This window comes from Peribacillus sp. NJ4 (genome assembly GCF_030348345.1).
In the GTDB taxonomy this organism is placed as follows: domain Bacteria; phylum Bacillota; class Bacilli; order Bacillales; family DSM-1321; genus Peribacillus.
Map to the genome: position 1 here is coordinate 4,336,387 of NZ_JAUCFQ010000001.1, position 26,777 is coordinate 4,363,163.

Sequence of the window (26,777 nt, forward strand, 5' to 3'; positions counted from 1 at the left end):
TTAATGCTCATAAAGCCGTAGTACTGGTTACCTCTCAACTGGTTTGTTTCGGTCAGATTCCGATAAAAAGTTAGAAGAAAAATCATTGGAAATAGCAGAAGGAAATCTTGTTACTGAAGTGAATGCGGTATTATCGAAGGAAAACCGAGAAAAAAGATTGGAAACGGATCACTTTCAAGCCTATCAGTGAATAACATGCAACCCTTGTAAAGATGGATTCAACAGAAAATGAATCAAACAAGCTAAATGTTACCGTTGGGGCTAACCACTTTAATATCTTCATCCCCACCCAGTAAACTGATAAGTATTTTTTCCGCACTTCAATTTTATGTTAAGATTATTTTAGGCAAATTTTATGAAAGTAAAAGACGCAAAGCCACGGGCCTAACCCAACAACTTAGTTGCCATGGCAGCCGGGCTGCCAAGATTTATCTCGAATTAGATCGCTTTATTATTTATTTCTTGCCCCTTTTTAATTTGCCTAAAATTAGAAAAAGGAGGGTTATATATGTTTTTTCCAACCATTTATTCAGCTACTACGGATGAGAGACACATAGTTAAAGATAAAAACACATGTGCTTGCGGCACAAGATATAATGTATTCGCAATGTTGTCCAGAAGCGACCTACGAAAGATCAGGTTCAAACATTATAAAGAAGTGACATGTCCAAAATGTAAATCCAGTATCAATGAAAAGGGATAGCCCCTTAACACAGGGCTCCTCACCACTTCCATGCATGGTGAAAAGGGAAAATCTCGTTCCGGTAAAAAAAGCCATTTTACCTCATGCCCATTGATATAAACCCTTTCGGGAATCCATTCGACTGGCATTATAAGCATGCGTGCCCTGTTTGTAGGCATAATGATAATCCTCCACCTCAATTGTGGTAACGCCCACCTCCATATGCATCGTCAAGGAAAGCTTCTTGATAATGGCTGTTCACTAGATAATGGTATGCCTCTTCCCAATAAGCAGTTGCGAATTCCCTTTCGACCGGTATCATCAAAAGCATCACAGCATCCCTTTAGTCATGATGATTTCTTAATATTCAAGTACAGTTGTTCTTTCATAGGATCCCATTCCGAGGCTTATTCTGCCTCTTTTTCAATCAGGTTTTAATGGGAAGGCGTAAACTCCACTTCCAGTTTCAATACAGCCCAATTTAAATGCGTCCATTGCCTTATTGGCTAAATGTAACATTCCAATTCACCACCAACGGAACCGACAACTGGATGCCCACCGCAATTCATCCCCCCATTTTGGGATAATCGTTTCATTCAGTTTCGGAAACCCTATCGAAGTGCTTTACAAAAAATGTTTACCGATTCATCGTATAGAAAGATCGAGGTTTCTTCAGCCTTGGTTTCCTCAATGATAGAACTGGCACTTCTTGCACCAAATCTTCCTTCTGAGCATACTACGTTCATTAGCCTGTATATGATAAGACATGAATAGCCCTCGATTTGTCGTTTAAAAGAAGGACTCATGCTATAATTTAGTGCGTTAAAAAAGAAAATTAACACACATAAAAGAAAGAAGGAGTGTTTCTTTGAATACATCTGCATACAAACAGGAATGGTTTGGCAACGTTCGAGGAGATGTTCTATCCGGAATTGTCGTTGCCTTGGCATTGATTCCAGAGGCGATTGCCTTTTCGATCATTGCTGGTGTTGACCCAATGGTTGGTCTATATGCCTCATTCTGCATTGCCATCGTCATCTCTTTTGTCGGCGGAAGGCCGGGAATGATATCGGCTGCCACTGGAGCAATGGCACTCGTCATGGTTGATCTTGTTAAAGATTACGGCTTGAACTATTTACTTGCTGCAACAATATTGACTGGATTGCTCCAAATTTTACTAGGGGTTTTCAAAATCGGGAAATTAATGAAGTTCATCCCAAAGCCAGTCATGACTGGTTTTGTGAATTCTTTAGCCATCTTGATTTTCACGGCACAGCTCACCCACTTCGTCGGCGAAACATGGATCATGTATGTCATGACAGCCGTTTCATTAGCTATCATTTATCTTTTTCCGCTGATCTCGAAAGTCATTCCTTCACCACTTGTCGCCATCATATTCATGACGATCGTTGCAGTTACTACGGGGGCTACGGTACGGACTGTTGGGGATATGGGGCAATTGACCGAAGCACTTCCGATGTTCATGCTTCCAGACATCCCTTTGACCTTCGAAACTTTGGCGATCATTTTCCCATATTCCATTGCCCTGGCGTTTGTGGGGTTGCTTGAATCGTTATTGACAGCTCAAATAGTCGATGGGATGACTGACACGGACAGTAATAAAAATAAGGAAGCCAAAGGCCAAGGGATTGCTAATATCATCGCCGGATGTTTTGGCGGCATGGCAGGATGTGCAATGATCGGTCAATCCGGTATCAATATTAAATCAGGAGGAAGGGGCCGGCTCTCCACTTTTGTAGCTGGCGCATTCCTTATGGTATTAATCGTGGTACTGAATGACGTCCTTATTAAAATACCGATGGCTGCACTTGTAGCAGTCATGATCATGGTTTCAATCGGGACATTTGACTGGTCTTCCCTAAAGAGGCTCAATAAGGCTCCAAGGACGGATGCAGCCGTGATGATCGTGACGGTCCTCATTGTCCTATATACGCATGACTTATCAAAAGGGGTATTTGCCGGAGTGCTCTTGAGCATGATTTTCTTCTCAGCTAAAATTTCTAAAGTGGCTGTTGAGAAAACGGAAGACATCCAAGCTAAGAAAATCACTTATCGTATCAGCGGACAAATATTTTTCGCTTCGGTCCAGGACTTTGTTTCGAAGTTCGATTTCAAAGAAAAAGCCGATGTAATCATCATCGATTTTTCCCACTCTAAAATATGGGATGCTTCTGCAGTCGGTGCTGTTGATACGGTTGCCCTAAAATATCAGCTACAAGGTACACCTGTCCAGGTGCAAGGCCTCGATGAGGAAAGTTCGTTATTGCTAGAAAAACTCGCCACATCAGAAAGTAAAATATCTTGAAGTAGTAAAACTCTGCTGAATAGAAACTTTTCAAACCGACAAAATAGATAACATGAAATATTTCCTTTTGAAAGGAGCGAAAAGCATGACATCCGAGCAGGATTATACGGCAGCAAATCTGTCACCAGATTTATTGAATGAACTGAAAAGCTTTGAAAGCAAACTTGGCGAGGAAGCCAATAAAGAACTGATTGTCATCGCCTATGAAAAAGAAAAGTAAACTTTGAATTAAGAAAAAAGACTCAAACACCTTTAAATGGATGGTTGAGTCTTTTTTTGCATGTACAGAAAAAGGATGCCCACGTTTTTAATGAGCACCCCTTTCCCTATATTATTTACTGAATACGCCCGTTAAGACCGGCACGATTTGTTTTTTACGCGATACAACGCCCTCTAAGACGGCGATGTTATTGTTTAATGAAACGTCATATGCTTTTTCCACTGCATTGGCTGCTTTACCAAGAGCCAAGGCAACAGAATCATTGGTCAGGATATCCGTTACTACGAATAGGAATAAATCCAATTCCTTCACAGCGATGACCTCTTCAATGGCTGCTTCTAGTTCGGCTTGCTTAGCAAGGACTTCGTTCGGATCAACAGCATTGACCTGGGCTATCTCCACTTTAGCCATGCCCATGGAGAATTCTTTTGCATCAAGAGTGATAAGCTGGGCAATCGTTTTGTCGCTCAAGTCAGCTCCCGCCTTCAACATTTCCAAACCATATGTTTCAGCGTTGACTCCCGCAATATCAGCCAGTTCCATAGCTGCTGCAACGTCTTGCTCCGTGCAGGTCGGCGATTTGAACAATAAAGAATCCGAAATGATGGCAGACAGCATAAGACCTGCGATCGCTTTAGGGATTTCAACGCCGTTTTCTTTATAGATTTTATTTAAAATGGTTGCCGTACAGCCAACTGGTTCCGCACGGTAATATAAAGGATCGCTTGTTTCAAAGTTAGCGATGCGGTGATGGTCGATAACTTCCAACACACGTACTTGGTCAATATCTTCAGCACTTTGCTGGCGTTCATTGTGATCGACCAGGATCACGCCATCAGCTTCCCCTGCCACCTTTTCCACAAGACGAGGAGCTTCGAATTTGAAGTGGTCCAACGCATATTGAGTTTCACCATTCACTTCACCTAGACGAACTGGTTCAGCGTTGATACCTAACTGCTTTTTCAGATCTGCATAAGCGATTGCTGAACAGATTGTGTCTGTATCCGGGTTTTTATGTCCAAAAACTAATACTTTTTCCAAGATTTTATCTCCTTTTTCATAAATATTTTTCCGCGAATCCCCTTATCGCAATTAAGGAGAGCCACCTTTACTATACACTTTATTTTAACACAAAATCCCCTAAATTCAGTGCTTGAATTACCCATTCCCCAATAAAATCTTTCATTCTTTCACCCTCTACCTTCGCTTTGTCAATAGATAAGGGTTGGTTTTTCTCAAATATATTAGTTGAATTATCATCGTATATGGCTTACGATAATATAAGCAGAAATACTAGATATTGATTACACAAACAACACTAATAACTATATATAGAATTTTTTGTAATCCAAGGTGCCAGCGATGGCTGAAAAGGGAATCCGGTGCGAACCCGGAACTGTCCCCGCAACTGTAAATGTGACGAAATGAGAAACCACTGTATAGCTCTCTATACGGGAAGGACTCAAAGTAGGATGATCATGAGTCAGGAGACCTGCCTTGAATTTTTCACGTTTCTTATTCTTCGGGGATTGAGATGATGAAACGATAGCATAATGGCTATTTTTTCATGGCTCTTTTATTCTATCGTTTGATCCGCTCAATTTATTGGGCGGTTTTTTTTTATTTTAGCGGAAGTTTACAAGGAGGATTATTAATGACTCAAACATATAACTCTACCATAAGTGAAAATGACACCGACACGAATTCCATCCAGCTTGAGATGTTATCGAAGGAATTCGAAGGCCGTCTCGATATGGAAAAGTTCAAAAAGCGTTTTACAAAATGGCTTGATCGCAAAAGTGACTCAACCGAAGAACAGGCATCAAAGAAACTGATTCAGCTCGCTCTTGAAAGTGTCGATATCGATGCTCCCGATTGGACGTTCGTTGCTGCAGCAGAACTGTTGAATGCGATGTATAGGGATGCACAATCCAATCGAGGTTATGAAGGCATGAGTTATGGCCCATTCTATGAACTGATCACGGAACTCTCCCAACTTTCAGAAGGCCAGCGTTACCCCATCTATAAATCAGAACTGCTCTCTTCTTATACGAAAGCGGAAATTGAGGAATTGGGTTCGGTGATCGACCCGGAAAAGGATAAATTATTTTCTTACATAGGCATCTACTTATTAAACGATCGCTACCTAGCCCGCCCAAAAAAGGACAAGGTCTACGAACTGCCCCAAGAGCGCTTCATGATCATCGCGATGGAAATCATGCGATTGGAAAAAACGGAGCACCGCCTGCAACTTATCAAAGAAGCTTACTGGGCAATGTCCAACCTTTATATGACTGTTGCGACACCTACACTCTCCAATGCAGGAAAAACGCATGGACAGTTAAGCTCTTGCTTTATCGACGCAATTGAAGATTCCATTGATGGTATCTACCTATCTAACTACGATGCCGCAAAAGTATCAAAATTCGGCGGCGGTGTCGGTCTTTACGTTGGTAAGATCCGCTCGCTTGGTTCCGATATCCGTGGTTTCTCTGGAAATAGTTCCGGCACGACTCCTTGGATTCGACTATTCAACCAGACAGCTGTCAGTGTCGATCAATTGGGGCAACGTAAGGGTGCCATCGCGATTTACTTGGATGCCTGGCATAAAGATATCATGAGCTTTCTTGATTTGAAGACGCAAAACGGGGATGACAGATTAAAAGCCCATGATATTTTTACGGGTGTATGCATTCCTGATTTATTCATGGAGGCTGTACGTGACAGAAAAGAATGGTATCTTTTCGATCCGCATACCGTCAAGCAAACCCTTGGATTCTCACTTGAAGACCTTTACGACGAGAAGAAAGGCGAAGGAAGCTTCAGGAATCATTATGCACTTGCTGTCGAGGCCGCAGAAAATGGTACGCTTCCAAACTATAGCTTTGAAAAGATCAATGCGATGGACATCATGAAAAGCATTATGATTTCTCAATTAGAAGAAGGCGTACCATACATGTTCTACCGCGATGAAGTGAACCGGAAGAATCCAAATAAACATAAAGGTATGATTTATTGTTCTAACCTTTGCACCGAGATTGCCCAAAACTTAAGCCCTTCGACGATCACGGATGAATACGAAACAGAAGATGGAGATGTCGTTGTTGTTCGTAAAAGCGGCGATTTCGTTGTCTGCAACCTTTCATCCATTAACTTGCCCCGTGCGGTGAGCAGCGATGTTTTGGAAAGGTTGATTCCCATTCAGATCCGGATGCTGGATAACGTAATCGATGTGAATAATCTTCCGGTCAAGCAAGCATCCATCTCGAACAAACGGTACCGGGCAATTGGTTTAGGAACGTTTGGATGGCATCATTTACTTGCCACACAGAATATTTATTGGGAATCGGATGAGGCTGTTGAATATGCCGATGCATTATACGAAAGGATCGCTTACTTAACGATCAAGGCATCCAATGAATTGGCTAAGGAAAAAGGAACGTACCCATATTTCGAAGGATCGGATTGGCATACAGGGGAATATTTCGAACTACGTGACTATACGGATCAAAAATGGATGGATTTAAAAGTAAACGTCCAGGAACACGGGACCCGTAATGGATATTTAATGGCCATTGCCCCCAATTCATCGACCGCCAAGATCGGTAATTCCACGGATGGGATCGATCCTTTGTATGAAATTGAATTTTACGAAGAAAAGAAAAACTTTAAATTCAAGGTGACCGCACCAGGCTTGACGCCAAATACGTATGAATATTATAAAAAGACCCGATTTAATTTGGATCAACTGGAAAGCATCAGGCAAAATGCTGCCCGCCAACGCCATATTGACCAAGCAATCAGCTTTAATCTGTATGTACACAACACAATCAAAGCCAAGGTCCTATTGGATATACATTTAACGGCTTGGGAATCCGGGTTGAAATCAACATATTATGTTCGTTCAACCTCTTCCGAATATGACAATGCCTGCGAAAGCTGTTCAAGTTAACGACGACCATAACCCAGTAATCTACTCTTAAAGGAGTTTTCACGAATGACAAATCATATCAAAAAGATCCGGATGCTGGAACCAACGCATCCAACTAAAGCGACAGGTGTTTTCAAAGGAGAAGCTTCAGGCTTTCTCCTTTGGAACGATATTCAGTATGAAAAATTCTATGATACCTATACTCAGCTCATCAATAACTTTTGGAAACCATCGAGCGTGAACATGATTCAGGATAAAAAGCAGTGGGGCGAATTGGACGAAGATATCCAGGACGCTTTTCTTGATATCCTTACGATGATTGCTGGAATGGACAGTCTACAAACGCCCACTTTAGTAGAAATCCTTCGGTACATCAAAGATCCGGCGGCAAAAGCTATCCTGGCCAATATGGCCCAGCAGGAATCCATCCATAATGAATCTTATTCCTATATCCTTGCTTCCCTGATCCCAGTAGGCAAGCAAAAACAGCTTTTCGACCGCATTAAAGAACATCCGGAAGTAATAAAGCGTAATCAACCGATCGTGGATGCCTATCAAACGTTCGTGGACGATCCAAGCCCCCAGCATTTATTCGAGGCACTGATCCATTCAACGAACCTCGAAGGGATTTATTTCTATTTGGCTTTCGCTTTCTATTATAATTTAGGACGCCAGAACCTTATGACCGGTTCGGCTACGATGATATCCTATATTCATCGCGATGAAATGGTCCATTTTGATTTCATTGGTATGCTCGTTCAAATCTTGATGTATGAATATCCTGAGTTAAATAATGAAGAAAACACGAAGTTCATTTATACAACGATTGAAAAAGCCGTCGAACTCGAAAAGGAATGGTCTGAATATATGCTTGAAGATATCCAAACCAAAGCCGATCTCGATTTGGAAGAATTCAATGAATACATCGAATATATCGCCAACAAACGGTTACGCATGCTAGGCCTTGAAAACTTGTATAAAGAATATAGCGAGAACCCGATGCCATGGATCAAAACGTTCGATGATGAATCCATCGGACTTACCAAAACCGATTTCTTCGAACAGAAGTCTAGGACATACAGTCAAGTAAATGCCAGCAATGGGTTCGATGAGCTATAAAGTTGCCATTGTCTATCATTCTGCCGGAGGCAATACAAAAGCGCTTGCTGAAGCCATCGCTTCCCTATTACCTAAATCTGAACTATATCGAATGAATGAATTCGATTTACGTACATTGCCGGATTACGATGCATTGATCGTTGGTACCTATACATGGGGAAACGGCGAGCTGCCTGCTAAATCAGCAGCACTTTATACAGAACTGGAGCAGCTGCCAATTGCTTCTCTTAAAACGGGAGTATTCGGAACTGGTGAAACCAACTACAATCATTTTTGTGGGGCGGTCGATTATTTCCGGGACATGTTATTTGCCAAGAGCCAGTTATTGGTGACATTGAAGATAGAACAAATGTATCAAGAATCGGACTTGTCCAGACTTCAAAAGTTCGCCTCGCTATTCCAGAACTGACTGAAAGGGGATATGCATTTTCGCATATCCCTTTCAGTTGTTTTTAAATAAACTTAGTTCCGTGTATCATAGCAAGGGTAAACATGAAGTATAATGAAGGAAAAAAGGAGATAAACATGTCTGATAATATAACTCAGTTCCTGCCTATCCTTTTTATGCTAGTGCTTGTCGTATTTGTTATATTCATTGTGTTTTACCTGACAGGACATTTTAAACGTTCAAAACGGATCGAAGAAAAATTGGACAGAGTATTAAAGGAAATGGCCGAAAAAAAAGAAGCATGAACGTGGCTTCCCTTACAAGGAAAAAAATAAAAAGACTCCAGAATCGGAGTCTTTTTTTATATGCGTTCAATTATTTTTGAACGTTAGCTGCTTGTGGTCCACGAGCGCCTTGCTCGATTTCGAAAGAAACTTCTTGGCCTTCTTCAAGCGTTTTGAAGCCTTCGCCTTGGATAGCTGAGAAATGTACGAATACGTCGTCTTGGCCTTCAACTTCGATGAAACCGAAACCTTTTTCTGCGTTAAACCATTTTACTTTACCTTGTACCATGATAGTTCCTCCTGTGTTTGGAAAAATCCATTTTATTACTATTTTTGGTTCTGGATAATGTTTCAAGAGGAATCCTATAACAGTAAATCCTTCTATCAAACTTATTCCGAACAAAAATAATTACTCATATTATATCATGGGAAATCCCAAAAAAACAAGATTATCACAGTAATTCAACCGACAAATTATCCTAAAATTCTACATTTTCCGCTTCTTGCTTTGACGAAAGCCTTCGTCCAATAAGTAGCGTTCCGCCTCTACTGGACTCTCGAAACACTCCTCCAGATTCGAACCTGAATACACGTTCCAAAGTTGGTCTTCCCTTTCAAGTGAAAGCTCTTGCTTTTCACGGCCAATCCATGTTCCTTCCAACCTAGCGAACTCGTTTTCCTCTTCCTCGATTTCAACAGGAGGTTCAGAAAGATATTCCATGCTTTTTTTGATCAGTTCTTTTAATTCCGCTTCATTATAGTCACGTATATTGATGAACCCTTTACGGTCAGTATCTTTTTTTCTCATATGGCCGGCGTAAACGAATCCATTTCCATTGGGATGCAAATGCTGAACGACGATCTTTTTCTCCTGGACACTTTCTGGATAATGGAAATTCACGCGTCCCAATGAAACGTCTTTTCGCTGTAATTCCGGAAAAGTTTCAATGATGCTCAATTTTTCTTCAAATGTTAACAAATTTCTTCCTCATTTCATTAGTTCATATTGTTTGTCGATTATAACACAGACTGATAAGAAACAATAATCTCCCTCTTCCATTATAATGTAATGAAAGGGAGTGATTTGATTGATCATGAAAACTCGGGACTTGGACTCCGATTATGGCCGGCAGCTTTATAAACTTCAAAAAGCATCCTATAAGGTGGAAGCGGATATGATCGGCTATGCCGATATCCCTCCATTATTGGAAACATATGAACATTTCATTCATTGTAATGAATCGTTCATCTGCTTTTTAAAGGGGGATTCCATAGCAGGGGCAATATCGTATACAAAGGAAAATAGGCTAATGCGTATTTGCCGAATGGTCGTCCACCCCGATTATTTTCGGCAGGGTATTGCGGATGCCCTGTTGACTGCTCTTCAATTACAAGGTGGATGGGATACGATATCCGTATCGACCGGTAAAATGAACCTGCCTGCTCGGAAGCTTTATGAAAAAAACGGCTTCACCCATAAAGAAGACATAGAGGCCGCACCTCTCTTTTTCATAAGCAGCTTCGAGAAACAGCATTCATTTTATGTACGTCACGACAAAAAGCATAATGAATGAAATGACGATGATTACCGCAACCCATAGCCATGCCAATGTCATATTCCCGGAGTCCATGGCGATATAAATCGCGGTTGGTATGGTTTGTGTCTGTCCGGGAATGTTTCCGGCAAACATGAGTGTCGCCCCGAATTCCCCCAACGCACGTGCAGAACTCAATATGCCACCTGTGACGATGGATTTGACTGCCAATGGAAGGGATACAAACAGGAACAATCTCCATTCGCCGGCACCGTCAACCCTTGCTGCATTTTCAATTTCTTCATCAATACCCTCAAAACCTGTTTTAGCCGATTGGTACATAAGCGGAAAAGCCACCACAGTGGATGCAATGACCGCCGCCCACCACGTGAACATCAGGGACTGATCAAAAACCCTTTCAATGAATTGGCCTGGCATTCCATTATTCCCAAAAATCACGATCAATAAAAAACCTACGACAGAAGGAGGCAGGACAAGCGGCAATAAAAATGCTGTTTCCAACAGGACTCTTCCCCTGAATTGCTTTTTAGCCATCATACGCGCAAGGATAATCCCAAAAATGAAAACAAGGATACCCGCTAAACCTGCGACCTGTATCGATAGCCTGACAGGTGACCAAAAATCCCCTGTCATGATACTATCCGCTCATCCATCTTAATTATGAGCCTATGCTGGTGCTTGTTCGGCATTTTCACCGAATCGGTTTTTTTTTCATTAAAGGCAGATTGCATTTCATTTTCTCCCTTTCTTTTGAAATAACTTTTAAGTTTATTTTTCTTGACATCTTGCTGACACATAGAAACGTTAAAGTAAGAGTATCACAAATGTAAAAATAAATTCATTCCATAAACTTTAAAACTTTGAAGGAGTCGATTTTAAATGGTAACAATTTATACTACTCCAAGCAGTTTAGCCTGTCGTAAAGCAAAAGCTTGGCTTAAGAAAAATGAAATTTCATACAATGAACGCAACCTATATTCCCAACCTCTTTCTATAGAAGAAATAAAAGAGATTTTACGTAAAACGGAAGGCGGAACAGATGAAATCATCTCAACCCGTTCCAAAAAATTCAAAAGCCTGAATATCGATATAAATAATACACCACTTAATGATCTTTGCAAGCTTATTCAAGATAACCCTGATCTACTCCGCAGGCCGATCATTTTCGACCATAAGAACTTGCATGCTGGATATAATGAAGAAGAAATGGGACGCTTCCTTCCAAGGAAGGTCCGTCATGTACAATTATGGCGTGCAATCAGCCAATTGGCATAATTAGTTAGCATGTTAAGTGCAGTTGTATAAAAGAAGGGTTGTCCATTAAAATCGGACAACCCTTTTTTTATATCTGATTCGCTTTCTCTATAATGATCGTGAAGGTGGTACCTTTTTCATTGCTATCCTTAAGCACAAGATCTCCCTTTTGCGCTTTTGCGAGCATTTTACTGAATGGCAGTCCCAAACCTAAACCACGTACTTTCAACTTTTTGTTTTCCCCCCGATAAAATGGTTCGAACACAAATTGTTGTTCATGTTTTGGGATTCCCCGGCCACTGTCCAGTACATCAATGAAGATTCGTTCTTCATCCTTTTCATAAAGGTGAATCGCAATTTTCCCGTTACCATCAAGTGCATGCCTGGCATTATTCAAAAGGTTAATGACGATTTGCTGCATCCGCAATGAATCAATTTGACCAAAGACCGGTTCATCAGGTACTTTTATCTCAAAAGCGAAAGCTTGATCATCATCCTGGGTCACTTGCCAGCGATAAGCGATTTCCTGGATGAATATATTGATATTTTCTTTTTGCACCCGAATTTTAAAAGCTCCTGCCGATATGGCATTATAATTAAGTAAATCCTCTATCATATCTTGCAGACGTTGAGTTTCCTTTAAGGAAATATCGAGGAATTCCTTACTTTGCTCTCCCGTAACGACCTCATCCTTAACCGCTTGTATGAGTCCGCTAATGGAAGTGACTGGCGTTTTCAAATCATGGGTTACGCCTGCAAGCAATTCCGCCCGCAACCTCTCCATGACCTTCAATCGATTGGTCATTTCCTTAAAAGATTCTATCAGTTCATAAATTTCTTCTTCCTTGATCTCCTCTTCCTCTTTGAAATGGATATCGTAGTTGCCTTCACGAACCTGGACAGCGGCGTTAGCTACGTCTTGGATGGGTCGCGAAATCTGCCTGGAAAGAAAATAAATGACTCCCGTCCCCAGAATTAGAAGGCCTCCAATCATGATTGCCAATAAGCCATGATCTTGGTTGATTTCCTCCAATGCCCCTTCTTCCTGTGCAATGACCACCCAGCCTCTCGTCTCACCATTAAACGTAATCGGGGATTTGACGACATATACTTTGTTGTCGGAAATCTTGACCTTCTGGATTAACTCCTTATTTTTCATAATGACGTCCGGAAGTTTATTTTCATCCGGATCGATATACAATTGAGGCATCGTATATATGATGCTGGCATCAGGGTCGACGATATAGATGATTGGCTGTTGGTTCAAATGAAGGATTTTCTCCCTTTCCTCAACAATCTCCGCAAGGATCGGGCCAACGACAATCTGACCATTTTCCTTTATCGCACGGTCGGATGTTTCATCAGCTAAGTACTTAAGGAGGCTAAGCCTATATTCCAAAGCTGTTTTTTCCATCCACCATAAGGAAAAAACAGACAATAATATCAAACCGGAAATCAAGGTCAATACGTATCTCTTAGTCCAATATCGTTGTAAAGTGGTTCTTTTTTTAGTTTTCATAGACACTCAATTGATACCCCAATCCACGCAATGTTTTTATTTCCCCCTCAGTTACAGGCCATGCATCAATCGCCTTCCTGATCCGTTTGATCGCCAGGTCCACGGCACGGTCGCTGCCATCATAATCCATGCCCCATACTTGATCGAGAAGTTGTTCTCTCGTGAAGATTTGATTAGGGTGCTTAGCGAAAAAAATGAGCAGCGACAAATCACGCGGAGTCAAGTTTATTTCTTCCCCATTCAATTGCACCATATAAGACTGGTCATCGATGGTTAAACTCCCAAACTCATGAACATGTTCATCTTCCGCAACAACCGTCGAGGACCTTCTTAAAACGGCATGCACCCGGGCCACTACTTCTTCGGCAACAAATGGTTTGGAGATGTAATCATCCGCACCTGACTTAAATCCGGATAATCGGTAATCTACATCGTTCAGTGCCGTCAACATGATAACCGGGCATGTATCGTCCTCCCGAATTTCCTTCAATATATCCCAGCCTTCCTTTCCAGGCAACATGACATCAAGCAGGACAAGGTCTGGCTTCGCATCTTCAAAAACCGGAATGGCTTTTAGTCCATCGTATACTTGGACTACATTAAAACCTTCACGCTCCAAATATGCTTTCAATACCATCGAAATGGCAATTTCATCTTCTACTACAAGAATTTTCTTCATATAGGGATTCCTCCTTCCTGAATTATAGTGGAATCATTTTGTATATGCTAACTATTAAAATCATCAAAGCCTTTTTCCTCAATCTTACCCTTTGAATGTGTCAGGATTATGTTCGCAGACCGATGTTTTCACTTAGTATTTTCCTTAACTTATTTTGTACAAGTGTTCTCGACTCATTTTACAGGGATGCATCTGACTGATTCAATAAAGTCATATGGAAATGGATATGAAATCGCTTGTAAAAACTTATGATAACACCCTTAAGAGACTGGCTCTACCTTAGAGCCGGCCTCTTTTCAATTACATGTCTCGTGTGGATTCGGACAGCCTGCCTCCTGCCTTTCCACTTGAATCGTGCTATGTTCAATTCCAAACTGATCGTGAAGAAGTTTTTGAGCTTCTGCTAGAACTGAATCGTGATTGCCCCCCTCATCAATGACAACATGGCAACTCATTGTCAAAAAACCAGAAGTAATCGTCCAGATATGGAGATCATGGACATCGGATACACTGTCCAAATCCATCAAGGATGCTTTTACTTCATCCATATCGACTTGGTCGGGTGTGCCCTCCATCAAGATATGGAAAGAATCCCTCACCACCCTAAAACCGCTGATAATAATTAAAATCGCGACTATGACGCTCGCAATCGGATCCGCTATTCCCCAATCGAAAAAATAAATCAAAAGTGCGGCAGCAATGGCTCCCACAGATCCGAGCAGATCGCCCATCACATGTAAAAAAGCACTCCGAACATTCAAATTGTCTTCCTTATCCCCGCTCATTAAAATCCATGCCGCAATGACATTAACCAGTAAACCAATGATTGAAATCATTAGCATTCCCAAGCTTTGCACTTCAGGGGGATCCACGAACCTCTTAATTGCCTCTATGAAAATGAATACGGATATAACGATCAAGGTCAATCCATTCAAACAGGCAGCAATGATTTCAAACCGTTTATATCCATACGATTTGGTCGATGTCGCTTTCCTTTCCCCCAACCTTATCGCTGTATAACTAAGTCCTAAAGCTGCTGCATCGCTAAGCATGTGACCTGCATCCGACAGTAAAGCCAGACTATTTGTCATGAATCCCCCAATGACCTCAACTACCATAAATGTGGAGATCAATAAGAAAGATGCCAACAACACTTTTTTATTATTAGTATGATGGTGGTGTCCGTGCCCATGATCATGGGAGTGACCATGATGATGTCCCATGCCATCCCTCCTCTCGGATTTAAAACTTATATATAGTATGGGATAAATCCAGAATGGTTTCAAATGATTCACTTCACGGGTTCACCGCTGGAAAAAATGTAGGCCCTGATCCATTTAGCGGGGATCAATACTCTGCCTTCAACCATTTCAAAGCTAAAAATAAACGCTACAGACATTTCCTGCAGCGTTCCTTCCAATTTATCTTTCCTCTTGCATCGTATCATCGACAATGGCGTGTAAATCTTTATTAAACAATTCATTATTACAGACAAGACTGTGTCGTTCCATCTCTTCTTGCTCTTGGTTTACCTGTTCTTTTTCCTTCATAACCTACCTCCAGCATCATCATCATGTTTTGCCTATTATCGTATCCACAGGCATGTACATTTATGCTGAATATTTCCCCATATTTCATCATTTATGAACGCACCTGCTGTCCCCCATGGAAGGCCCGTATAATGAATTCATACTCGGGAACCAGTAAGCTTTTATACGATAACAGAAACGATGAATTATCATAGAGGACTTTTTCAAGATTTACCTGTATACCTGTATTTTCAATCGTCACAATGGCATAAGGAGCAATTGGTTCACCATTACAGCCTAGAGATCCCGGGTTCAGATATATCGTTCGGTCATTTTTAAAAAGGTGGGTAGGGTGATGATGTCCAAATCCTATTAAATCATGATGCTCATCTTTGAAAAGCGTTTCTAAGTTATTTAAATTCGGTTCAACGATTTTACTAAATGGATTTTGGCTAATGTGTTCATCCAATTTCTTCGATTCCATATGATAATGGGTGAAGTAAACGGAGTGATCATTAATGATATGCTGTATGGTGCGAGGCAATTTTTCCAGTTTGGTTATGAAATTCCGATGCATTCTTTCAGCTATCCATTCATGATGCTCCTTTACATGAATATGACCGTCCGGATGCGGCTCCCCGTTAATGATGGCCAGGACAGCTTCATCATGATTTCCAGTTATCATCGATAAATCATTTCTTGCAAATAAAAGTTCAAGGACTTCATTTGTATCCGGGCCAATCCCAACCATGTCTCCCAAACAATAGATATGATCTATATCATCCCTTTGATCAATATCCCTAAGAACGGCTTTTAACGCTGAAGCATTACCATGCACATCCGTTATAATGGCAACTCTCATGACTAAGCTCAGCTCCCTTCCCCCATAATCCATATGGTATATTATAACATTTTAAACGAAATCAAAAAAATATTCGGGCTTATTCCCCTTGATTTACCAACGCCCATTTTTTAAGAATAAGCAAACACTTTGGCCTAGAATACATAGTATGAAGTATTCCCGGTAAACATGTTTTGCTAGGTATGTAATTCATAAAATGTATGAGGAGGAAATTAAATGGGTGGAAATGGTAACGATTGTTGTGGCGTCGGTGGCGGCTGCGGCGGTTTCGATAACGGATTTGCATTACTGATCGTATTATTCATCTTGTTAATCATCATTGGATGCAGTTGGGGATTCGGCGGCGGTGGATGCTGCTAATAATGAAAGAAATGAAAAAGGCGCCTGATCATGGCGCCTTCTTTGCTATTGATTGACTTTTATTTTTTCTCTTTGCTTTTGTTTTCGAGTCTTCATAATGAACCAAATGGCTATAAGTGCAATGGGGATAAGCAAGAAATTCGCATATTGTGAAAAGATGGCTCCCGCCTGCTCCCAGCTAGGTCCTAACTTAAACCCTAAATAAACATAAACGCTTGTAACAGGAAGCATCGCCATATAGGTATATAATATGAATTTCCAAATATTCATTTTTAATATTCCGCATGGCAGCGACACGGCGGTACGAATACCTGGTACAAACCGTCCAAAGAAGGCAATTCCCCCACCATACCTTTCAAAGAAGCGGTCAGCTTTTTTCAACTGCTCATCTTTGATCAAAAAGTATTTTCCGAACTTTAATACAAGCGGTCTCCCGCCATACTTGCCTAAGGCATAAAGCGTCAATGGTCCCGTTACCCCACCAAGCGAACCGGCAAGGATAGTCAAGTATAAATTCATATCCCCTTGATAAACCCAGTATCCTGCCAGTGGCAAAACTATTTCAGCAGGAATGAATTCAAAAGTCAAAGCTAGCAAAACACCGAAATAAGATAAAGATTTAAACGCTTCAATCATATTCATTATTAAAGTTTCCATTGAGGTTTCCCCTTTTCTAACTTTTATTACATATAAAAAGGGGTGCTCCAAGATGAATCCGGGCACCCATGATGTCAAAAAGGACATTTTCCATTGTATCACAAGTTAACCCTCATTTTTCCATAATGTTATCCTAAAACAATGTTCTTATGGAGTCCATGTTTTGTTATCGGGCTATTTACTACAGAACTAAGCTTGTAAGAAGAACGATAATAATAGAATATCAGATGGTCCCGAAACGAAAAAAACTTGAGGACGAATTGACCTCAAGCATTCGATATAGTTAACCAAGTGAATAGCCCCTAAATGGGTAGAGATGTACACATGACAAGATCGATACCCTTAGTTCTCAAATCATAAAGGGGGTGGAAAGCCTACTCAATCCATCTTCCAAATGCTTTTTCGCGTCTTTCATCATGCCATCAAGTAATTCTTTAACCGTCGGTATATCGTCAATCAATCCGGCAACCTGGCCGCTGTTCATAAAACCATTATCAACATCACCGTTCATCGCACCATTAATATGGTGGACTTCCGAGGTCATTTCACGGTAATCAATAGGAGACAGTCCCTGTTTTTCCAAATCCAGGACTTTCTCCGTATATCGGTCCTTCAATACTCTTCTTACCTGGCCAACGGATCTGCCCAATATAAACGTATCATTGCCCATCGCTTCGATTAGTTTTTGTTTATATGATGGATGGAACGGTGCTTCTTGTGTAGCGATCAGCCTGGTTCCCAACTGGACTCCTGACGCTCCCAGCATCAACGCAGCGGCCAACCCCTGTCCGTTGCCTATTCCGCCAGCGGCCAAAACCGGAAGCGTCACATGCTTGCTAATTTGCGGAATGAGTGTAAAGGTCGTCAATTCCAGGTTCGAATTGATACCGGCAGCTTCAAACCCTTCAGCTACCAACACATCGGCCCCTGCAGCTTGCGCTTTTTGCGCGTGCTTGACCGATGCAACTATGGCAATCACTTTAATATTCTTTTTTTGCAATAGTGGAATGTAAGGGGCAGGATTTCCCGCAGATAAGGAAACTACAGGAATATCATGCTTCAGGACAAGATTGATTAACTCATCTGTATATGGACTAACGTTAATCGGAATGTTCAACGCAAAATTGTTATTGGTTTTATCTTTGGTTTCGAGAATGATGGCTTCTACCTGTTCAGGATTCATGGTACCACATCCTATTGTCCCTAAGCCCCCTGCATTGGATACTGCAGCGGCAAGACTTGCATTGCTTATATTCCCCATGCCGCCTTGAATAATGGGATATTTTATCGAAAAAAGCTCACAAATATATTTCACTTTCATCCCTCCCTATCCATTTAATGTTATACTATATTCATTAGAAAAACAATTCTGACTTTTCCAAAAGGAGCGAGACTATGATTATTCCGTACAATAATAAAAAGCCATCCATTGATGAATCCGTTTTCGTTGCACCTGGTGCCCATTTAATCGGTGATATTTCGATTGGGAAAGAATCGACCATTTGGTTTAACTCCGTTCTGCGCGGTGATGAAGATTCAATTACAATCGGAGAAAAATGCAGTATTCAAGATAACTCCACCATTCATTTATTTGAAGGGTGCCCAGTTGTCATTGAAGACGAAGTGACGGTTGGTCACAATGTTATCCTACATGGTTGTAAAATAGGAAAACGGTCCATCATCGGGATGGGCTCAACGATATTGGATAATGTAGAGATCGGCGAGGAATGCATTGTCGGCGCGAATACATTGATTTCCTCTGGTAAAATCATACCTCCACGTTCGCTGGTTATCGGTTCCCCGGGGAAAGTGGTTCGCAGATTGAATGATAAAGATCTCGAATTGATCCAACTTTCGATTGATACGTATGTTCAAAAAGGAAAGGACTTCAAAGGGATACTTGATTAATTATCACAAAGGGAATTCCCCCGTTGTCTTTAGTTGACTTAAAGTAGAAAAGAGCTCCGGCAAGTCGTCATTAGCGACTGGCTGAAGCTCTTTTTCACTTAATGATAAGAGGATGATCCTTGGCGTCATAGGTTTCGTCTTTCCGCCATAAATCATTGTTTTCCTGAAAAACGCTTTCAAAGAAACGGCTTGCCGGTTCAGCCAAAACTTGATAATACTGGCTAAATAAAAGAGCAGCATGATTCCCATTCCACTTTGAAGGCAACAGTTCCTTTGGCAGGCCCGGATCGACAAATAAAAACTTACGGTATTCATGTACCAGGTTCGTTCGTTCCACAAAGCAATCAGCATCGGACATTTCCCCCCTGCCAATGATGCTTTGATGAACGATGAATTGTTTGCTGTATTTCTCAATGAATTCTTCATATTTATTTTCAATCTCTTCTAAATGCCAGCTTTTCTCGACAAGCGATTGATTTTCTTTTGGACCCTTGTATTCCGAAATGAAAAAATCAACATATTCATTGATGTCATATTTCTCGATCAAGCGCTTGATTTGTTTCTCCAAATCATTAGGGGAAATCCAGCAACCACTGGAAAAACTGCCAAACCCGCTCCATAATAATTCTTTACGTAGATCATCCCGTAATTGCCGCTTATCTTCAGGGATCGTGTACATCAAGATACGCCATTTACCGTCCCATTCATTTGGTTTCATCTTATATATGCGATTGGCCGCTTCATCCATTCTCTGCACACCGCGATCGGTCAAAAAGTAATAACTTTTATTTCCGTGCTTTTCTGACTGAATCCACCCTTGCTTGACCATTCGTGAAACGGCTACACGAACGCCCTGCTCATTATGACCGAATTCCTTTAATAAACGAATTAAACTGCCTATCCAGATTTTACTTCCGTAATTACGGATATAATCACCGTATATCGTAAAAATCATCGATTGCGTATTAGTTCCTATTTTTCTCACCTCACTCTCACATTGTTACTATTTTCACACGGACGACATAATTATTATTATATCTTTTTGAATTGAAACCGCAATATTATTTACCTGAAAATTGCGTTTTTCTCCGTTCACTAAATGCCAGGAGTGCTTCCAATCTGTCTTGAGTCGGGATGGTCAATTCATAGGCTTTTCCCTCTATGGCCATTCCGGTTTGCAAGTCTGTATTCATCCCTTGGGTAATCGCGTATTTGGCTTGTTTGACTGCAATCGGCCCATTTTTCATGATATCGGCTGCCAATCCCTCACAAGCTGACATAAGTTGATCCCTTGAAACGACCTTCAAAAGGATCCCTAATTGACATGCCTCTTCTGCAGTCAATTTTTTAGCGGTAAAGATTAATTCCTTCGCTTTCATTTCCCCTATCAATCTCGGCAGCCGCTGTGTACCGCCTGCCCCGGGAATAATGGCCCAGCTAGTTTCAGTGAGCCCCAAAGAAACACCTTCAGCAGCAATTGCGAAGTCACATGAAAGCATCCATTCAAATCCTCCCCCCAATGCATATCCATTGACGGCAGCTATGGTTGGCTGCGGAAGCCCTGCGATACTATTAAAAACATCGCGAATCGCTTTGACGTTCCTTCTTACTTCCACATCATTCAAAGCCTTCCTTTCTTTCAAATCCGCGCCCGCGCTGAATGCTTTTTCCCCTGCACCCGTGAAAATGACGACGCGGATATCTCCGTCCGTATAAACTGCATCGATGACATCCTGCAGTTCAGAAAGTGTCTCATAGTCGAAGCAATTCAATACGTCAGGCCGATTCACTGTTACATAGCCGATTTGATTTACTACTTTATAAATAACCTTTGACATGGGTCCTCGCCCCTTTTTTAAGAAAATGTCCCTTATACTAAGAAAAATAAGGGCCGATCATCAATCGTTTCCAATATTTTCTATGATGGCAGCAATTCCCTGACCAACACCGACACACATCGTTGCAAGACCATAGCGTACATTCCGCTTTTTCATTTCGTGAACAAGTGTTGTTAAAATACGTGCCCCGCTTGCACCGAGTGGATGGCCAAATGCTATCGCCCCGCCGTTGACATTCACTTTATCCTGATCCAATTTCAATTGGCGGATGCACTCTACGGATTGGGAAGCGAATGCTTCATTCAATTCAACCAGCCCAATGTCTTCAATCGATAAATTCGCCCTTCCCAATGCTTTTTTAGTTGCATGAATTGGACCCAGGCCCATAATTGACGGTTCTAAGCCCGCTACCGCACCTACAACATATTTGGCCATAGGTTTTAGTCCAAGGTTTCGTGCTTTTTCTGCACTCATCAATAGTAATGCTGAAGCTCCATCATTTACACCGGAAGCATTACCCGCCGTTATAGTGCCACCTTTAAAGATCGGTTTGAGTTTTTCCAACTTTTCGATGGTCGTGTCAGGACGAGGGTGTTCATCTTTTTCGAAAATGACCTCATTCCCTTTGCGATCCGTATATCGAACAGGTACGATTTCATTAATGAAACGTTCTTCTTCCACTGCCTTTTTCGCTCTTTGCTGGCTTTGAAACGCAAATTGATCTTGGTCTTCCCTAGAAACCAAAAACTGCTGGGCGACGTTTTCTGCCGTTTGAGGCATGGAATCCGTGCCATACATTTCTTTAAGTTTCTCATTCGTGAAACGCCATCCAATCGTTGTATCCTGAAGCTCCATTGAACCCCGCGGAAATTCACCTTCAGGTTTGGCCATGACGTACGGCGCCCTTGTCATGCTTTCAGTCCCGCCTGCGATATAAATATCGCCTTCTCCTACAGCAATGGAACGTGCAGCATACATAACGGCATCCAGTCCGGATCCACACAAACGATTTATTGTCGTTCCAGCTACGTTTACTGGAAGACCAGCTAAAAGGGCGGACATCCTTGCCACATCGCGATTATCCTCTCCCGCTTGATTTGCATTCCCGAAGATGACATCTTCAATTTGATCTGGCGGCAGCTCTGGATTGCGATCTATCAGCGCCTTGATTACAATCGCACCGAGGTCATCCGGGCGAACCCATTTCAAAGCACCTTTATATCTTCCTATCGGCGTTCGCACAGCATCGATAATCACAACATCCTTCATTTCCTCACCAGCTCTCCATCTTGTGTATAATCGTACACCCCTTTACCTGACTTGCGGCCGAGCCTGCCAGCTTTAACATACTGTTCAAGGAGGGGGGCCGGACGATACTTCTCACCAAGTTTACTATGTAAATATTTTAAATTATTCAATCGGGCATCCAATCCCACCAAATCCCCTAGCTCAAATGGCCCCATTGGGTAATTCAGCCCTAACTTTATCGCCTTATCGATTTCTTCCGGTGTTCCTAACCCTTCTTGAAGCATGAAGAACGCTTCATTACCTACCAAACAGCTGATCCTGCTGGTTACAAACCCAGGGAATTCATTAATGACCACGGTTTCTTTCCCCATTTTTTCGGCTACTTCTTTTATTATGGCTGCCGTTTCATCGCTGGTTTCAAGACCACGTACAATTTCAACCAGCGGCATTTTTTGTACAGGATTGAAGAAATGCATGGCAATCGTTTTTTCAGGACGTTTTCCATAAGAACCAATTTCCGTCGGACTCATTGTGGAAGTATTGGTTGCAAAGTAACAGACTTCTTTTGCATGGTCTTCCATCGTTTCGAAGACTGCCCTCTTAATTTCTGCCTTTTCCGGAACTGCCTCTATGATTAAATCGGCATATGCTGCTGATTCTTTCAAATTGGAAGAATACGAAAATCTGCTTTTTGCTGCTGCCACTTCTTCCTGGGTGATTTTTTGGTAGCGCACACCCTTTTCAAAAATGATATCGATCTCTTTTCTTGCACTTTCCAATGCATCTTGATTCACATCCACCAATACTACGTTGAAGCCTCCTGTTGCTCCTACATAGGCTATTCCCCTGCCCATGACACCAGATCCCACAATCACAAGATTTCTAATCATTCGTTCATTCCTCCTTTAAAAATAAATAGGGCTGGCTACGATGAATCAGATCAGCATTCATCCATATCTGAATTACTTCTCCGACATACCGTTCAGCCAGCCGCCTATTTTATGTTTTTATTAAATTCCAAAGGGATTTAAGGGACGGCTTCCATGATAGGAAATGATGCTTTTCGTTTCTGTATATAGATCAAGTGTCTCAATACAAAGTTCCCGGCCGAATCCTGACTGTTTATAGCCTCCGAAAGGTGTTCCAGGAAATGCGGAGAATGGGCAATTCACCATGACGATTCCCGCTTCAATTTGATTGGCCACTCGAGTCGCACGGCCGCCATCCTTTGTCCAAAGAGCTGAACCCAAACCAAATTCCGTATCATTCGCGAGTCGCACGGCTTCTTTTTCATCTTTGAATTTCATAATGACAACGACCGGTCCGAATATTTCCTCTTTCACTACATTCATTTCATGATTGACATTCGCTATGACCGTCGGCTCATACCAATATCCGTTCTCGAAACTTTCTATAACCGCTGGCTTTCCTCCTGTCAGGATTTCCGCTCCATCAGCAATGGCAGATTGTACATAATTGTCGATGACATCCAATTGCCCTTGATCTATGACTGCACCGACATGCGTTTCTTTGTCGAGTGGATTGCCCAATTTCAATTTTTTCGTTTTTACCACGAATCTGGCAACGAACTCATCATATATGTCTTCGTGAACATATAAACGGGACCTAGCTTCGCAAGATTGCCCAGTATTGTAGAAAATTCCATATAATGATCCATCGATAGCTGCTTCAAGGTCCGCATCTTCAAAGACAATATTAGGGGACTTTCCGCCAAGCTCCAATGTCACCCTTTTTAATGTCTGTGAAGCTTTGCCCATAAGATCCCTGCCGATTGGCGTAGAACCTGTAAAGGCCACCTTATTCACTTTCGGATGCTCGACAAGGTAATTCCCTACGTCCGATCCAGGACCCGGAATGATATTGACAACTCCTGGAGGAACACCAGCTTCTAAACAGATTTCCCCTAATACAATTGCAGTCAGCGGCGTTAACGAAGCTGGCTTAACAATGACTGAACAGCCAACTGCGATCGCAGGTGCAATTTTCCATGCTGCCATCATCATAGGATAATTCCAAGGAATGATTTGAGCACAAACACCTACTGGCTCTTTTTCCGTGTAGTTATGGAATTGACCAGGTACATTATTGACAGTTCCGCGGTGTCCGACTATAGCGCCTGCATAAAACTCGAAATCTTCTATTGCCTGCATGACTTGGCCTTGCGCTGCAGAAATGGATTTTCCGCTGTTCAGAACCTCCAATTCAACCAATTCATTAAAGCGTGAACGCATGATTGCTGCAATTTTGTTCAAAACTCGAGACCGTTTATTAATCGGAGTTTTCTTCCATTTCCCATTATCAAATGCTTCACGTGCAGCTTGAACAGCTCTTTCTGCATCTTCCTTAGTCGCCTTTGCAACTTTGGCAATGATTTCACCAGTCGCAGGGTTGTACGCATCAATCGTGGATCCATTAGAGCTTTCCACTCTTTCGCCATTAATGATCAGATGATAATAATCACGCTTCATTTCCGCTTTTTCAAATGCTGCCGCTTGAACTCCAACCATGTAATCCCACTCCCTTTTCTATATTACTTGCCTATGAATTTAGCTTTCCTTTTTTCAGTGAATGCTGCCACACCTTCAGCATAATCCATCGTTAAGCCAGCAATTCGCTGACCCTCCGCTTCTTCTTTTAAGTATTCTTCCAATGAAAGGTGGTAGGATGCCTCTAAGTATCTTTTGATTAAGCCGATCGCTTTCGTTGGTTTGTTTGCAATATTCGCCGCAAAGGCTTTCAATTGCTCGTTCCATTCTTCCACACCGATCACTTTTGTAGCGAGCCCGATATTTTTCGCCTCGCTAGCAGGGATCTTTTCCCCCAATAAGGATATTTCCAAGGCTTTCGCATGCCCAACAATCCGTGAAAGGTAATATAGATTCCCTGAATCAGGAATCAATCCGATATTGACAAAGGCATTTAAAAAACTGGCTTTTTCAGAAACAAGCCGGAAATCGCATGCAAGAGCAAGGCTGAAGCCAGCCCCTGCAGCCACTCCATTGACTGCTGCAATGATCGGTTTTTCACAGCTTGCTATTTGCTGCATCATCGGACCGTAGTGATCGCGCAGCACCTGGCCTAAATTCATGCTTCCATCAACATCCGATAAATCTTGCCCTGAACAAAAGGCCCTGCCTTCCCCTGTAATGATAATGACCCGCACTTCATCGGACCCCGCAGATATCTTGATCGCTTTCTGTATTTCCTTATTCATTTGGGACGTAAAGGCATTAAGTTTATCAGGACGGTTCAAAGTAAGCCAAGCCACTCCGCTTTCAACCCTATATTTGATCGTTTCGTACATAGAGCACCCCTTATCCGCCTGTAAAATTAGGCTCCCTTTTTTCAACAAATGCTTTCATGCCTTCTTTTTGGTCCTCTGATGCAAAAAGAATATAGAAGTTCTTCCGTTCGAATTGCATTCCCTCATATAAGGGGTAATCAACGGCTTTATTGACGGATTCTTTAATCAGCCTTACAGCTAACGGGGGTTGCTTTGCTATCTTTCTAGCGAAATCGACCGTTTCTTCCATTAGCAATTCAGGGGCAACGATCTTATTAATGAAACCATATTGCAGAGCTGTCTTTGCATTTATCCTTTCAGCCGTCAATATCCATTCGAGTGCCTTCGTCTTCCCCACCAATTTTGTCAACCTTTGTGTTCCTCCTGCACCAGGCATGACTCCCAGTGTCACTTCCGGAAAGGAAAATTGGGTATCGCTGGCGGCAATCAGGAAATCGCAGGATAAGGCAAGTTCAAAACCACCACCGAATACAAAACTTTTCACAGCACCGATCACAGGCTTCTTGACTAGGCTCATTCGGTCCCAATCGGCAAATTGGTTGGTTAACTCCAGACTGATTGGATTGTCGTCCATCATCTCGTCAATATCAGCTCCAGCGGAAAATGCCTTTCCATTGCCCGTTAGCAAGATCACCTTCACTTGTGGGTCCCGGTCGAATTCTTCCATGGTTGAAACTATTTCCCTGAACATTTTCCTGTTAATGGCATTCAGCTGCTTCGGCCGATTTAAAAAGATATAACCAATGCCATCCCCGATTGACGTTTCAATGAATTGAAGCGCATTCATTTTATTTCTTCCCCGATCATCATCGTTACGAGTTTCCCGGCAAAGCCCATTAGGTCTTTCCCTGATGCTTTTCCTTCCGGGGAACGCATTCCTTGTTGCAGTGCATCGTGGTCTTCATAATACATTTCACATAGAATGTAATACTCAGAGTCTTTGCCCATTGGGGTGCCTACTATTTTAGTGACCTCCATTTTTTGAAGACCTGGAATTTTTTCCGTTATCGGACCATGTACATTGAAATAATGCTCATCGAATTCTTCCTTGTTTTCAGGTTGTTTATATAGGGCGATTAACTTTACCATTTT

The 26,777-nt window shown here is 41.9% G+C and carries 32 protein-coding genes and 2 riboswitches; of the genes, 11 read left to right on the forward strand and 21 right to left on the reverse strand.

The annotated features are described in order from the left end of the window. Window positions 1-43 precede the first annotated feature (43 nt). A complete protein-coding gene (locus QUF94_RS21600) occupies window positions 44-190 on the forward strand; it encodes a hypothetical protein (RefSeq protein ID WP_289317640.1) in 147 nt (48 codons plus the stop codon). 145 nt (window positions 191-335) lie between these two features. Then, window positions 336-426, forward strand: a riboswitch (cyclic di-GMP riboswitch). 452 nt (window positions 427-878) lie between these two features. Here the strand turns inward: QUF94_RS21600 and QUF94_RS21605 are convergent. After that, window positions 879-1,013 (reverse strand): hypothetical protein, encoded by a 135-nt coding sequence (locus QUF94_RS21605; RefSeq protein WP_289317641.1) that lies wholly within the window; start codon window positions 1,011-1,013, stop codon window positions 879-881. A 280-nt stretch (window positions 1,014-1,293) separates the two neighbouring features. After that, window positions 1,294-1,428, reverse strand: a complete 135-nt coding sequence (locus QUF94_RS21610; protein WP_289317642.1) for a hypothetical protein — start codon at window positions 1,426-1,428, stop codon at window positions 1,294-1,296. Between the two features lie 122 nt (window positions 1,429-1,550). On the opposite strand from QUF94_RS21610, the gene QUF94_RS21615 reads away from it, so the two are divergent. Continuing rightward, window positions 1,551-3,008, forward strand: a complete 1,458-nt coding sequence (locus QUF94_RS21615; protein WP_289317643.1) for a SulP family inorganic anion transporter — start codon at window positions 1,551-1,553, stop codon at window positions 3,006-3,008. Between the two features lie 85 nt (window positions 3,009-3,093). After that, window positions 3,094-3,228, forward strand: coding sequence for a hypothetical protein (locus tag QUF94_RS21620; RefSeq protein ID WP_289317644.1), 135 nt, complete (start codon window positions 3,094-3,096; stop codon window positions 3,226-3,228). A 111-nt stretch (window positions 3,229-3,339) separates the two neighbouring features. Here the strand turns inward: QUF94_RS21620 and QUF94_RS21625 are convergent, their stop codons facing one another. Then, window positions 3,340-4,269 carry a manganese-dependent inorganic pyrophosphatase gene (locus tag QUF94_RS21625; protein WP_289317645.1) on the reverse strand — a complete coding sequence of 310 codons (930 nt, stop codon included), beginning with the start codon at window positions 4,267-4,269 and terminating at the stop codon, window positions 3,340-3,342. Between the two features lie 293 nt (window positions 4,270-4,562). After that, window positions 4,563-4,742, forward strand: a riboswitch (cobalamin riboswitch). A 206-nt stretch (window positions 4,743-4,948) separates the two neighbouring features. On the opposite strand from QUF94_RS21625, the gene QUF94_RS21630 reads away from it, so the two are divergent. The 4 genes from QUF94_RS21630 to QUF94_RS21645 all read left to right on the forward strand — a co-directional run bounded on the left by QUF94_RS21630 (window position 4,949) and on the right by QUF94_RS21645 (window position 8,971). Continuing rightward, complete coding sequence (locus tag QUF94_RS21630; RefSeq protein WP_483313693.1) at window positions 4,949-7,180, forward strand: ribonucleoside-diphosphate reductase subunit alpha; 2,232 nt, start codon at window positions 4,949-4,951, stop codon at window positions 7,178-7,180. A 45-nt stretch (window positions 7,181-7,225) separates the two neighbouring features. Then, window positions 7,226-8,278, forward strand: coding sequence for a ribonucleotide-diphosphate reductase subunit beta (locus tag QUF94_RS21635; protein ID WP_289317647.1), 1,053 nt, complete (start codon window positions 7,226-7,228; stop codon window positions 8,276-8,278). Beyond that, a complete protein-coding gene (locus QUF94_RS21640) occupies window positions 8,250-8,687 on the forward strand; it encodes a flavodoxin domain-containing protein (protein ID WP_289317648.1) in 438 nt (145 codons plus the stop codon). The genes QUF94_RS21635 and QUF94_RS21640 overlap by 29 nt, the downstream gene beginning before the upstream one ends. 116 nt (window positions 8,688-8,803) lie before the next feature. Next, window positions 8,804-8,971: a hypothetical protein gene (locus tag QUF94_RS21645; RefSeq protein ID WP_289317649.1), complete on the forward strand. Its 168-nt coding sequence runs from the start codon at window positions 8,804-8,806 to the stop codon at window positions 8,969-8,971. 70 nt (window positions 8,972-9,041) lie between these two features. Here the strand turns inward: QUF94_RS21645 and QUF94_RS21650 are convergent, their stop codons facing one another. Both QUF94_RS21650 and QUF94_RS21655 read right to left on the reverse strand, forming a co-directional pair. Continuing rightward, the gene (locus tag QUF94_RS21650; RefSeq protein WP_028393295.1) at window positions 9,042-9,239 is read right to left on the reverse strand and encodes a cold-shock protein; all 198 of its coding nucleotides are present in this window, start codon (window positions 9,237-9,239) and stop codon (window positions 9,042-9,044) included. Window positions 9,240-9,437: 198 nt separating this feature from the next. Beyond that, window positions 9,438-9,929, reverse strand: coding sequence for a hypothetical protein (locus tag QUF94_RS21655; RefSeq protein ID WP_289317650.1), 492 nt, complete (start codon window positions 9,927-9,929; stop codon window positions 9,438-9,440). A gap of 115 nt (window positions 9,930-10,044) precedes the next feature. Here QUF94_RS21655 and QUF94_RS21660 point away from each other — a divergent pair, with 115 nt between their 5' ends. After that, window positions 10,045-10,524, forward strand: coding sequence for a GNAT family N-acetyltransferase (locus QUF94_RS21660; RefSeq protein ID WP_289318467.1), 480 nt, complete (start codon window positions 10,045-10,047; stop codon window positions 10,522-10,524). Here QUF94_RS21660 and modB read toward each other — a convergent pair. Beyond that, entirely contained in the window at window positions 10,486-11,139 is a 654-nt protein-coding gene (gene modB / locus QUF94_RS21665; RefSeq protein WP_289317651.1) for a molybdate ABC transporter permease subunit, read from the reverse strand. The two genes, QUF94_RS21660 and modB, sit on opposite strands and share 39 nt — an antisense overlap. A gap of 246 nt (window positions 11,140-11,385) precedes the next feature. Here modB and spx point away from each other — a divergent pair, with 246 nt between their 5' ends. Then, complete coding sequence (gene spx / locus QUF94_RS21670) at window positions 11,386-11,781, forward strand: transcriptional regulator Spx (RefSeq protein ID WP_057912582.1); 396 nt, start codon at window positions 11,386-11,388, stop codon at window positions 11,779-11,781. 67 nt (window positions 11,782-11,848) lie between these two features. Here the strand turns inward: spx and QUF94_RS21675 are convergent, their stop codons facing one another. The 5 genes from QUF94_RS21675 to QUF94_RS21695 all read right to left on the reverse strand — a co-directional run bounded on the left by QUF94_RS21675 (window position 11,849) and on the right by QUF94_RS21695 (window position 16,349). Further along, complete coding sequence (locus tag QUF94_RS21675; protein WP_289317652.1) at window positions 11,849-13,174, reverse strand: sensor histidine kinase; 1,326 nt, start codon at window positions 13,172-13,174, stop codon at window positions 11,849-11,851. 94 nt (window positions 13,175-13,268) lie between these two features. Next, entirely contained in the window at window positions 13,269-13,958 is a 690-nt protein-coding gene (locus QUF94_RS21680) for a response regulator transcription factor (RefSeq protein ID WP_289317653.1), read from the reverse strand. Between the two features lie 296 nt (window positions 13,959-14,254). Beyond that, entirely contained in the window at window positions 14,255-15,181 is a 927-nt protein-coding gene (locus QUF94_RS21685) for a cation diffusion facilitator family transporter (protein WP_289317654.1), read from the reverse strand. Window positions 15,182-15,379: 198 nt separating this feature from the next. After that, window positions 15,380-15,508, reverse strand: coding sequence for a hypothetical protein (locus QUF94_RS21690; protein ID WP_289317655.1), 129 nt, complete (start codon window positions 15,506-15,508; stop codon window positions 15,380-15,382). A gap of 91 nt (window positions 15,509-15,599) precedes the next feature. Then, window positions 15,600-16,349: a metallophosphoesterase family protein gene (locus tag QUF94_RS21695; protein ID WP_289317656.1), complete on the reverse strand. Its 750-nt coding sequence runs from the start codon at window positions 16,347-16,349 to the stop codon at window positions 15,600-15,602. 216 nt (window positions 16,350-16,565) lie between these two features. Between QUF94_RS21695 and QUF94_RS21700 the strand changes: the two genes are divergently transcribed. Continuing rightward, window positions 16,566-16,709: a YjcZ family sporulation protein gene (locus QUF94_RS21700; RefSeq protein ID WP_289317657.1), complete on the forward strand. Its 144-nt coding sequence runs from the start codon at window positions 16,566-16,568 to the stop codon at window positions 16,707-16,709. A 45-nt stretch (window positions 16,710-16,754) separates the two neighbouring features. Here the strand turns inward: QUF94_RS21700 and QUF94_RS21705 are convergent, their stop codons facing one another. Together QUF94_RS21705 and QUF94_RS21710 are read right to left on the reverse strand one after the other, a co-directional pair. After that, window positions 16,755-17,366: a DedA family protein gene (locus tag QUF94_RS21705; protein WP_289317658.1), complete on the reverse strand. Its 612-nt coding sequence runs from the start codon at window positions 17,364-17,366 to the stop codon at window positions 16,755-16,757. 349 nt (window positions 17,367-17,715) lie between these two features. Next, entirely contained in the window at window positions 17,716-18,681 is a 966-nt protein-coding gene (locus QUF94_RS21710; RefSeq protein ID WP_289317659.1) for an NAD(P)H-dependent flavin oxidoreductase, read from the reverse strand. Window positions 18,682-18,761: 80 nt separating this feature from the next. On the opposite strand from QUF94_RS21710, the gene QUF94_RS21715 reads away from it, so the two are divergent. Beyond that, complete coding sequence (locus tag QUF94_RS21715) at window positions 18,762-19,274, forward strand: gamma carbonic anhydrase family protein (protein WP_289317660.1); 513 nt, start codon at window positions 18,762-18,764, stop codon at window positions 19,272-19,274. A 94-nt stretch (window positions 19,275-19,368) separates the two neighbouring features. On the opposite strand, the gene paaX is transcribed toward QUF94_RS21715, so the two are convergent. The 8 genes from paaX to QUF94_RS21755 form a co-directional block, all read right to left on the reverse strand. Then, window positions 19,369-20,250: a phenylacetic acid degradation operon negative regulatory protein PaaX gene (gene paaX, locus QUF94_RS21720; RefSeq protein ID WP_289318468.1), complete on the reverse strand. Its 882-nt coding sequence runs from the start codon at window positions 20,248-20,250 to the stop codon at window positions 19,369-19,371. An 85-nt stretch (window positions 20,251-20,335) separates the two neighbouring features. After that, a complete protein-coding gene (locus tag QUF94_RS21725; RefSeq protein ID WP_289317661.1) occupies window positions 20,336-21,112 on the reverse strand; it encodes an enoyl-CoA hydratase-related protein in 777 nt (258 codons plus the stop codon). A 60-nt stretch (window positions 21,113-21,172) separates the two neighbouring features. Further along, complete coding sequence (locus tag QUF94_RS21730; RefSeq protein WP_289317662.1) at window positions 21,173-22,381, reverse strand: acetyl-CoA C-acyltransferase; 1,209 nt, start codon at window positions 22,379-22,381, stop codon at window positions 21,173-21,175. Further along, entirely contained in the window at window positions 22,378-23,250 is an 873-nt protein-coding gene (locus QUF94_RS21735; protein WP_289317663.1) for a 3-hydroxyacyl-CoA dehydrogenase, read from the reverse strand. The genes QUF94_RS21730 and QUF94_RS21735 overlap by 4 nt, the downstream gene beginning before the upstream one ends. A 120-nt stretch (window positions 23,251-23,370) precedes the next feature. Continuing rightward, a complete protein-coding gene (locus QUF94_RS21740; RefSeq protein ID WP_289317664.1) occupies window positions 23,371-24,888 on the reverse strand; it encodes an aldehyde dehydrogenase family protein in 1,518 nt (505 codons plus the stop codon). Between the two features lie 23 nt (window positions 24,889-24,911). After that, window positions 24,912-25,685, reverse strand: a complete 774-nt coding sequence (locus QUF94_RS21745) for an enoyl-CoA hydratase-related protein (protein ID WP_289317665.1) — start codon at window positions 25,683-25,685, stop codon at window positions 24,912-24,914. A gap of 10 nt (window positions 25,686-25,695) precedes the next feature. Continuing rightward, window positions 25,696-26,472 carry an enoyl-CoA hydratase/isomerase family protein gene (locus QUF94_RS21750; RefSeq protein WP_289317666.1) on the reverse strand — a complete coding sequence of 259 codons (777 nt, stop codon included), beginning with the start codon at window positions 26,470-26,472 and terminating at the stop codon, window positions 25,696-25,698. Continuing rightward, window positions 26,469-26,774 (reverse strand): EthD family reductase, encoded by a 306-nt coding sequence (locus QUF94_RS21755; protein ID WP_034314904.1) that lies wholly within the window; start codon window positions 26,772-26,774, stop codon window positions 26,469-26,471. The genes QUF94_RS21750 and QUF94_RS21755 overlap by 4 nt, the downstream gene beginning before the upstream one ends. Window positions 26,775-26,777 lie beyond the last annotated feature (3 nt).

Excerpts from the sequence above, each read along its gene's own strand:
- QUF94_RS21715 (WP_289317660.1), top strand. The coding sequence starts at position 18,762 with ATGATTATTCCGTACAATAATAAAAAGCCATCCATTGATGAATCCGTT.
- QUF94_RS21610 (WP_289317642.1), bottom strand. The coding sequence starts at position 1,428 with ATGAACGTAGTATGCTCAGAAGGAAGATTTGGTGCAAGAAGTGCCAGT.
- QUF94_RS21605 (WP_289317641.1), bottom strand. The coding sequence starts at position 1,013 with ATGCTTTTGATGATACCGGTCGAAAGGGAATTCGCAACTGCTTATTGG.
- QUF94_RS21645 (WP_289317649.1), top strand. The coding sequence starts at position 8,804 with ATGTCTGATAATATAACTCAGTTCCTGCCTATCCTTTTTATGCTAGTG.
- QUF94_RS21700 (WP_289317657.1), top strand. The coding sequence starts at position 16,566 with ATGGGTGGAAATGGTAACGATTGTTGTGGCGTCGGTGGCGGCTGCGGC.
- QUF94_RS21620 (WP_289317644.1), top strand. The coding sequence starts at position 3,094 with ATGACATCCGAGCAGGATTATACGGCAGCAAATCTGTCACCAGATTTA.
- QUF94_RS21640 (WP_289317648.1), top strand. The coding sequence starts at position 8,250 with ATGCCAGCAATGGGTTCGATGAGCTATAAAGTTGCCATTGTCTATCAT.
- QUF94_RS21675 (WP_289317652.1), bottom strand. The coding sequence starts at position 13,174 with ATGGAAAAAACAGCTTTGGAATATAGGCTTAGCCTCCTTAAGTACTTA.
- QUF94_RS21685 (WP_289317654.1), bottom strand. The coding sequence starts at position 15,181 with ATGGGACATCATCATGGTCACTCCCATGATCATGGGCACGGACACCAC.
- QUF94_RS21690 (WP_289317655.1), bottom strand. The coding sequence starts at position 15,508 with ATGAAGGAAAAAGAACAGGTAAACCAAGAGCAAGAAGAGATGGAACGA.
- QUF94_RS21705 (WP_289317658.1), bottom strand. The coding sequence starts at position 17,366 with ATGGAAACTTTAATAATGAATATGATTGAAGCGTTTAAATCTTTATCT.
- QUF94_RS21740 (WP_289317664.1), bottom strand. The coding sequence starts at position 24,888 with ATGGTTGGAGTTCAAGCGGCAGCATTTGAAAAAGCGGAAATGAAGCGT.
- modB (WP_289317651.1), bottom strand. The coding sequence starts at position 11,139 with ATGACAGGGGATTTTTGGTCACCTGTCAGGCTATCGATACAGGTCGCA.
- QUF94_RS21730 (WP_289317662.1), bottom strand. The coding sequence starts at position 22,381 with ATGAAGGATGTTGTGATTATCGATGCTGTGCGAACGCCGATAGGAAGA.
- QUF94_RS21635 (WP_289317647.1), top strand. The coding sequence starts at position 7,226 with ATGACAAATCATATCAAAAAGATCCGGATGCTGGAACCAACGCATCCA.
- QUF94_RS21745 (WP_289317665.1), bottom strand. The coding sequence starts at position 25,685 with ATGTACGAAACGATCAAATATAGGGTTGAAAGCGGAGTGGCTTGGCTT.
- QUF94_RS21755 (WP_034314904.1), bottom strand. The coding sequence starts at position 26,774 with ATGGTAAAGTTAATCGCCCTATATAAACAACCTGAAAACAAGGAAGAA.
- QUF94_RS21750 (WP_289317666.1), bottom strand. The coding sequence starts at position 26,472 with ATGAATGCGCTTCAATTCATTGAAACGTCAATCGGGGATGGCATTGGT.
- QUF94_RS21695 (WP_289317656.1), bottom strand. The coding sequence starts at position 16,349 with ATGAGAGTTGCCATTATAACGGATGTGCATGGTAATGCTTCAGCGTTA.
- QUF94_RS21660 (WP_289318467.1), top strand. The coding sequence starts at position 10,045 with ATGAAAACTCGGGACTTGGACTCCGATTATGGCCGGCAGCTTTATAAA.
- QUF94_RS21735 (WP_289317663.1), bottom strand. The coding sequence starts at position 23,250 with ATGATTAGAAATCTTGTGATTGTGGGATCTGGTGTCATGGGCAGGGGA.
- QUF94_RS21650 (WP_028393295.1), bottom strand. The coding sequence starts at position 9,239 with ATGGTACAAGGTAAAGTAAAATGGTTTAACGCAGAAAAAGGTTTCGGT.
- QUF94_RS21680 (WP_289317653.1), bottom strand. The coding sequence starts at position 13,958 with ATGAAGAAAATTCTTGTAGTAGAAGATGAAATTGCCATTTCGATGGTA.
- QUF94_RS21630 (WP_483313693.1), top strand. The coding sequence starts at position 4,949 with ATGTTATCGAAGGAATTCGAAGGCCGTCTCGATATGGAAAAGTTCAAA.
- QUF94_RS21725 (WP_289317661.1), bottom strand. The coding sequence starts at position 21,112 with ATGTCAAAGGTTATTTATAAAGTAGTAAATCAAATCGGCTATGTAACA.
- spx (WP_057912582.1), top strand. The coding sequence starts at position 11,386 with ATGGTAACAATTTATACTACTCCAAGCAGTTTAGCCTGTCGTAAAGCA.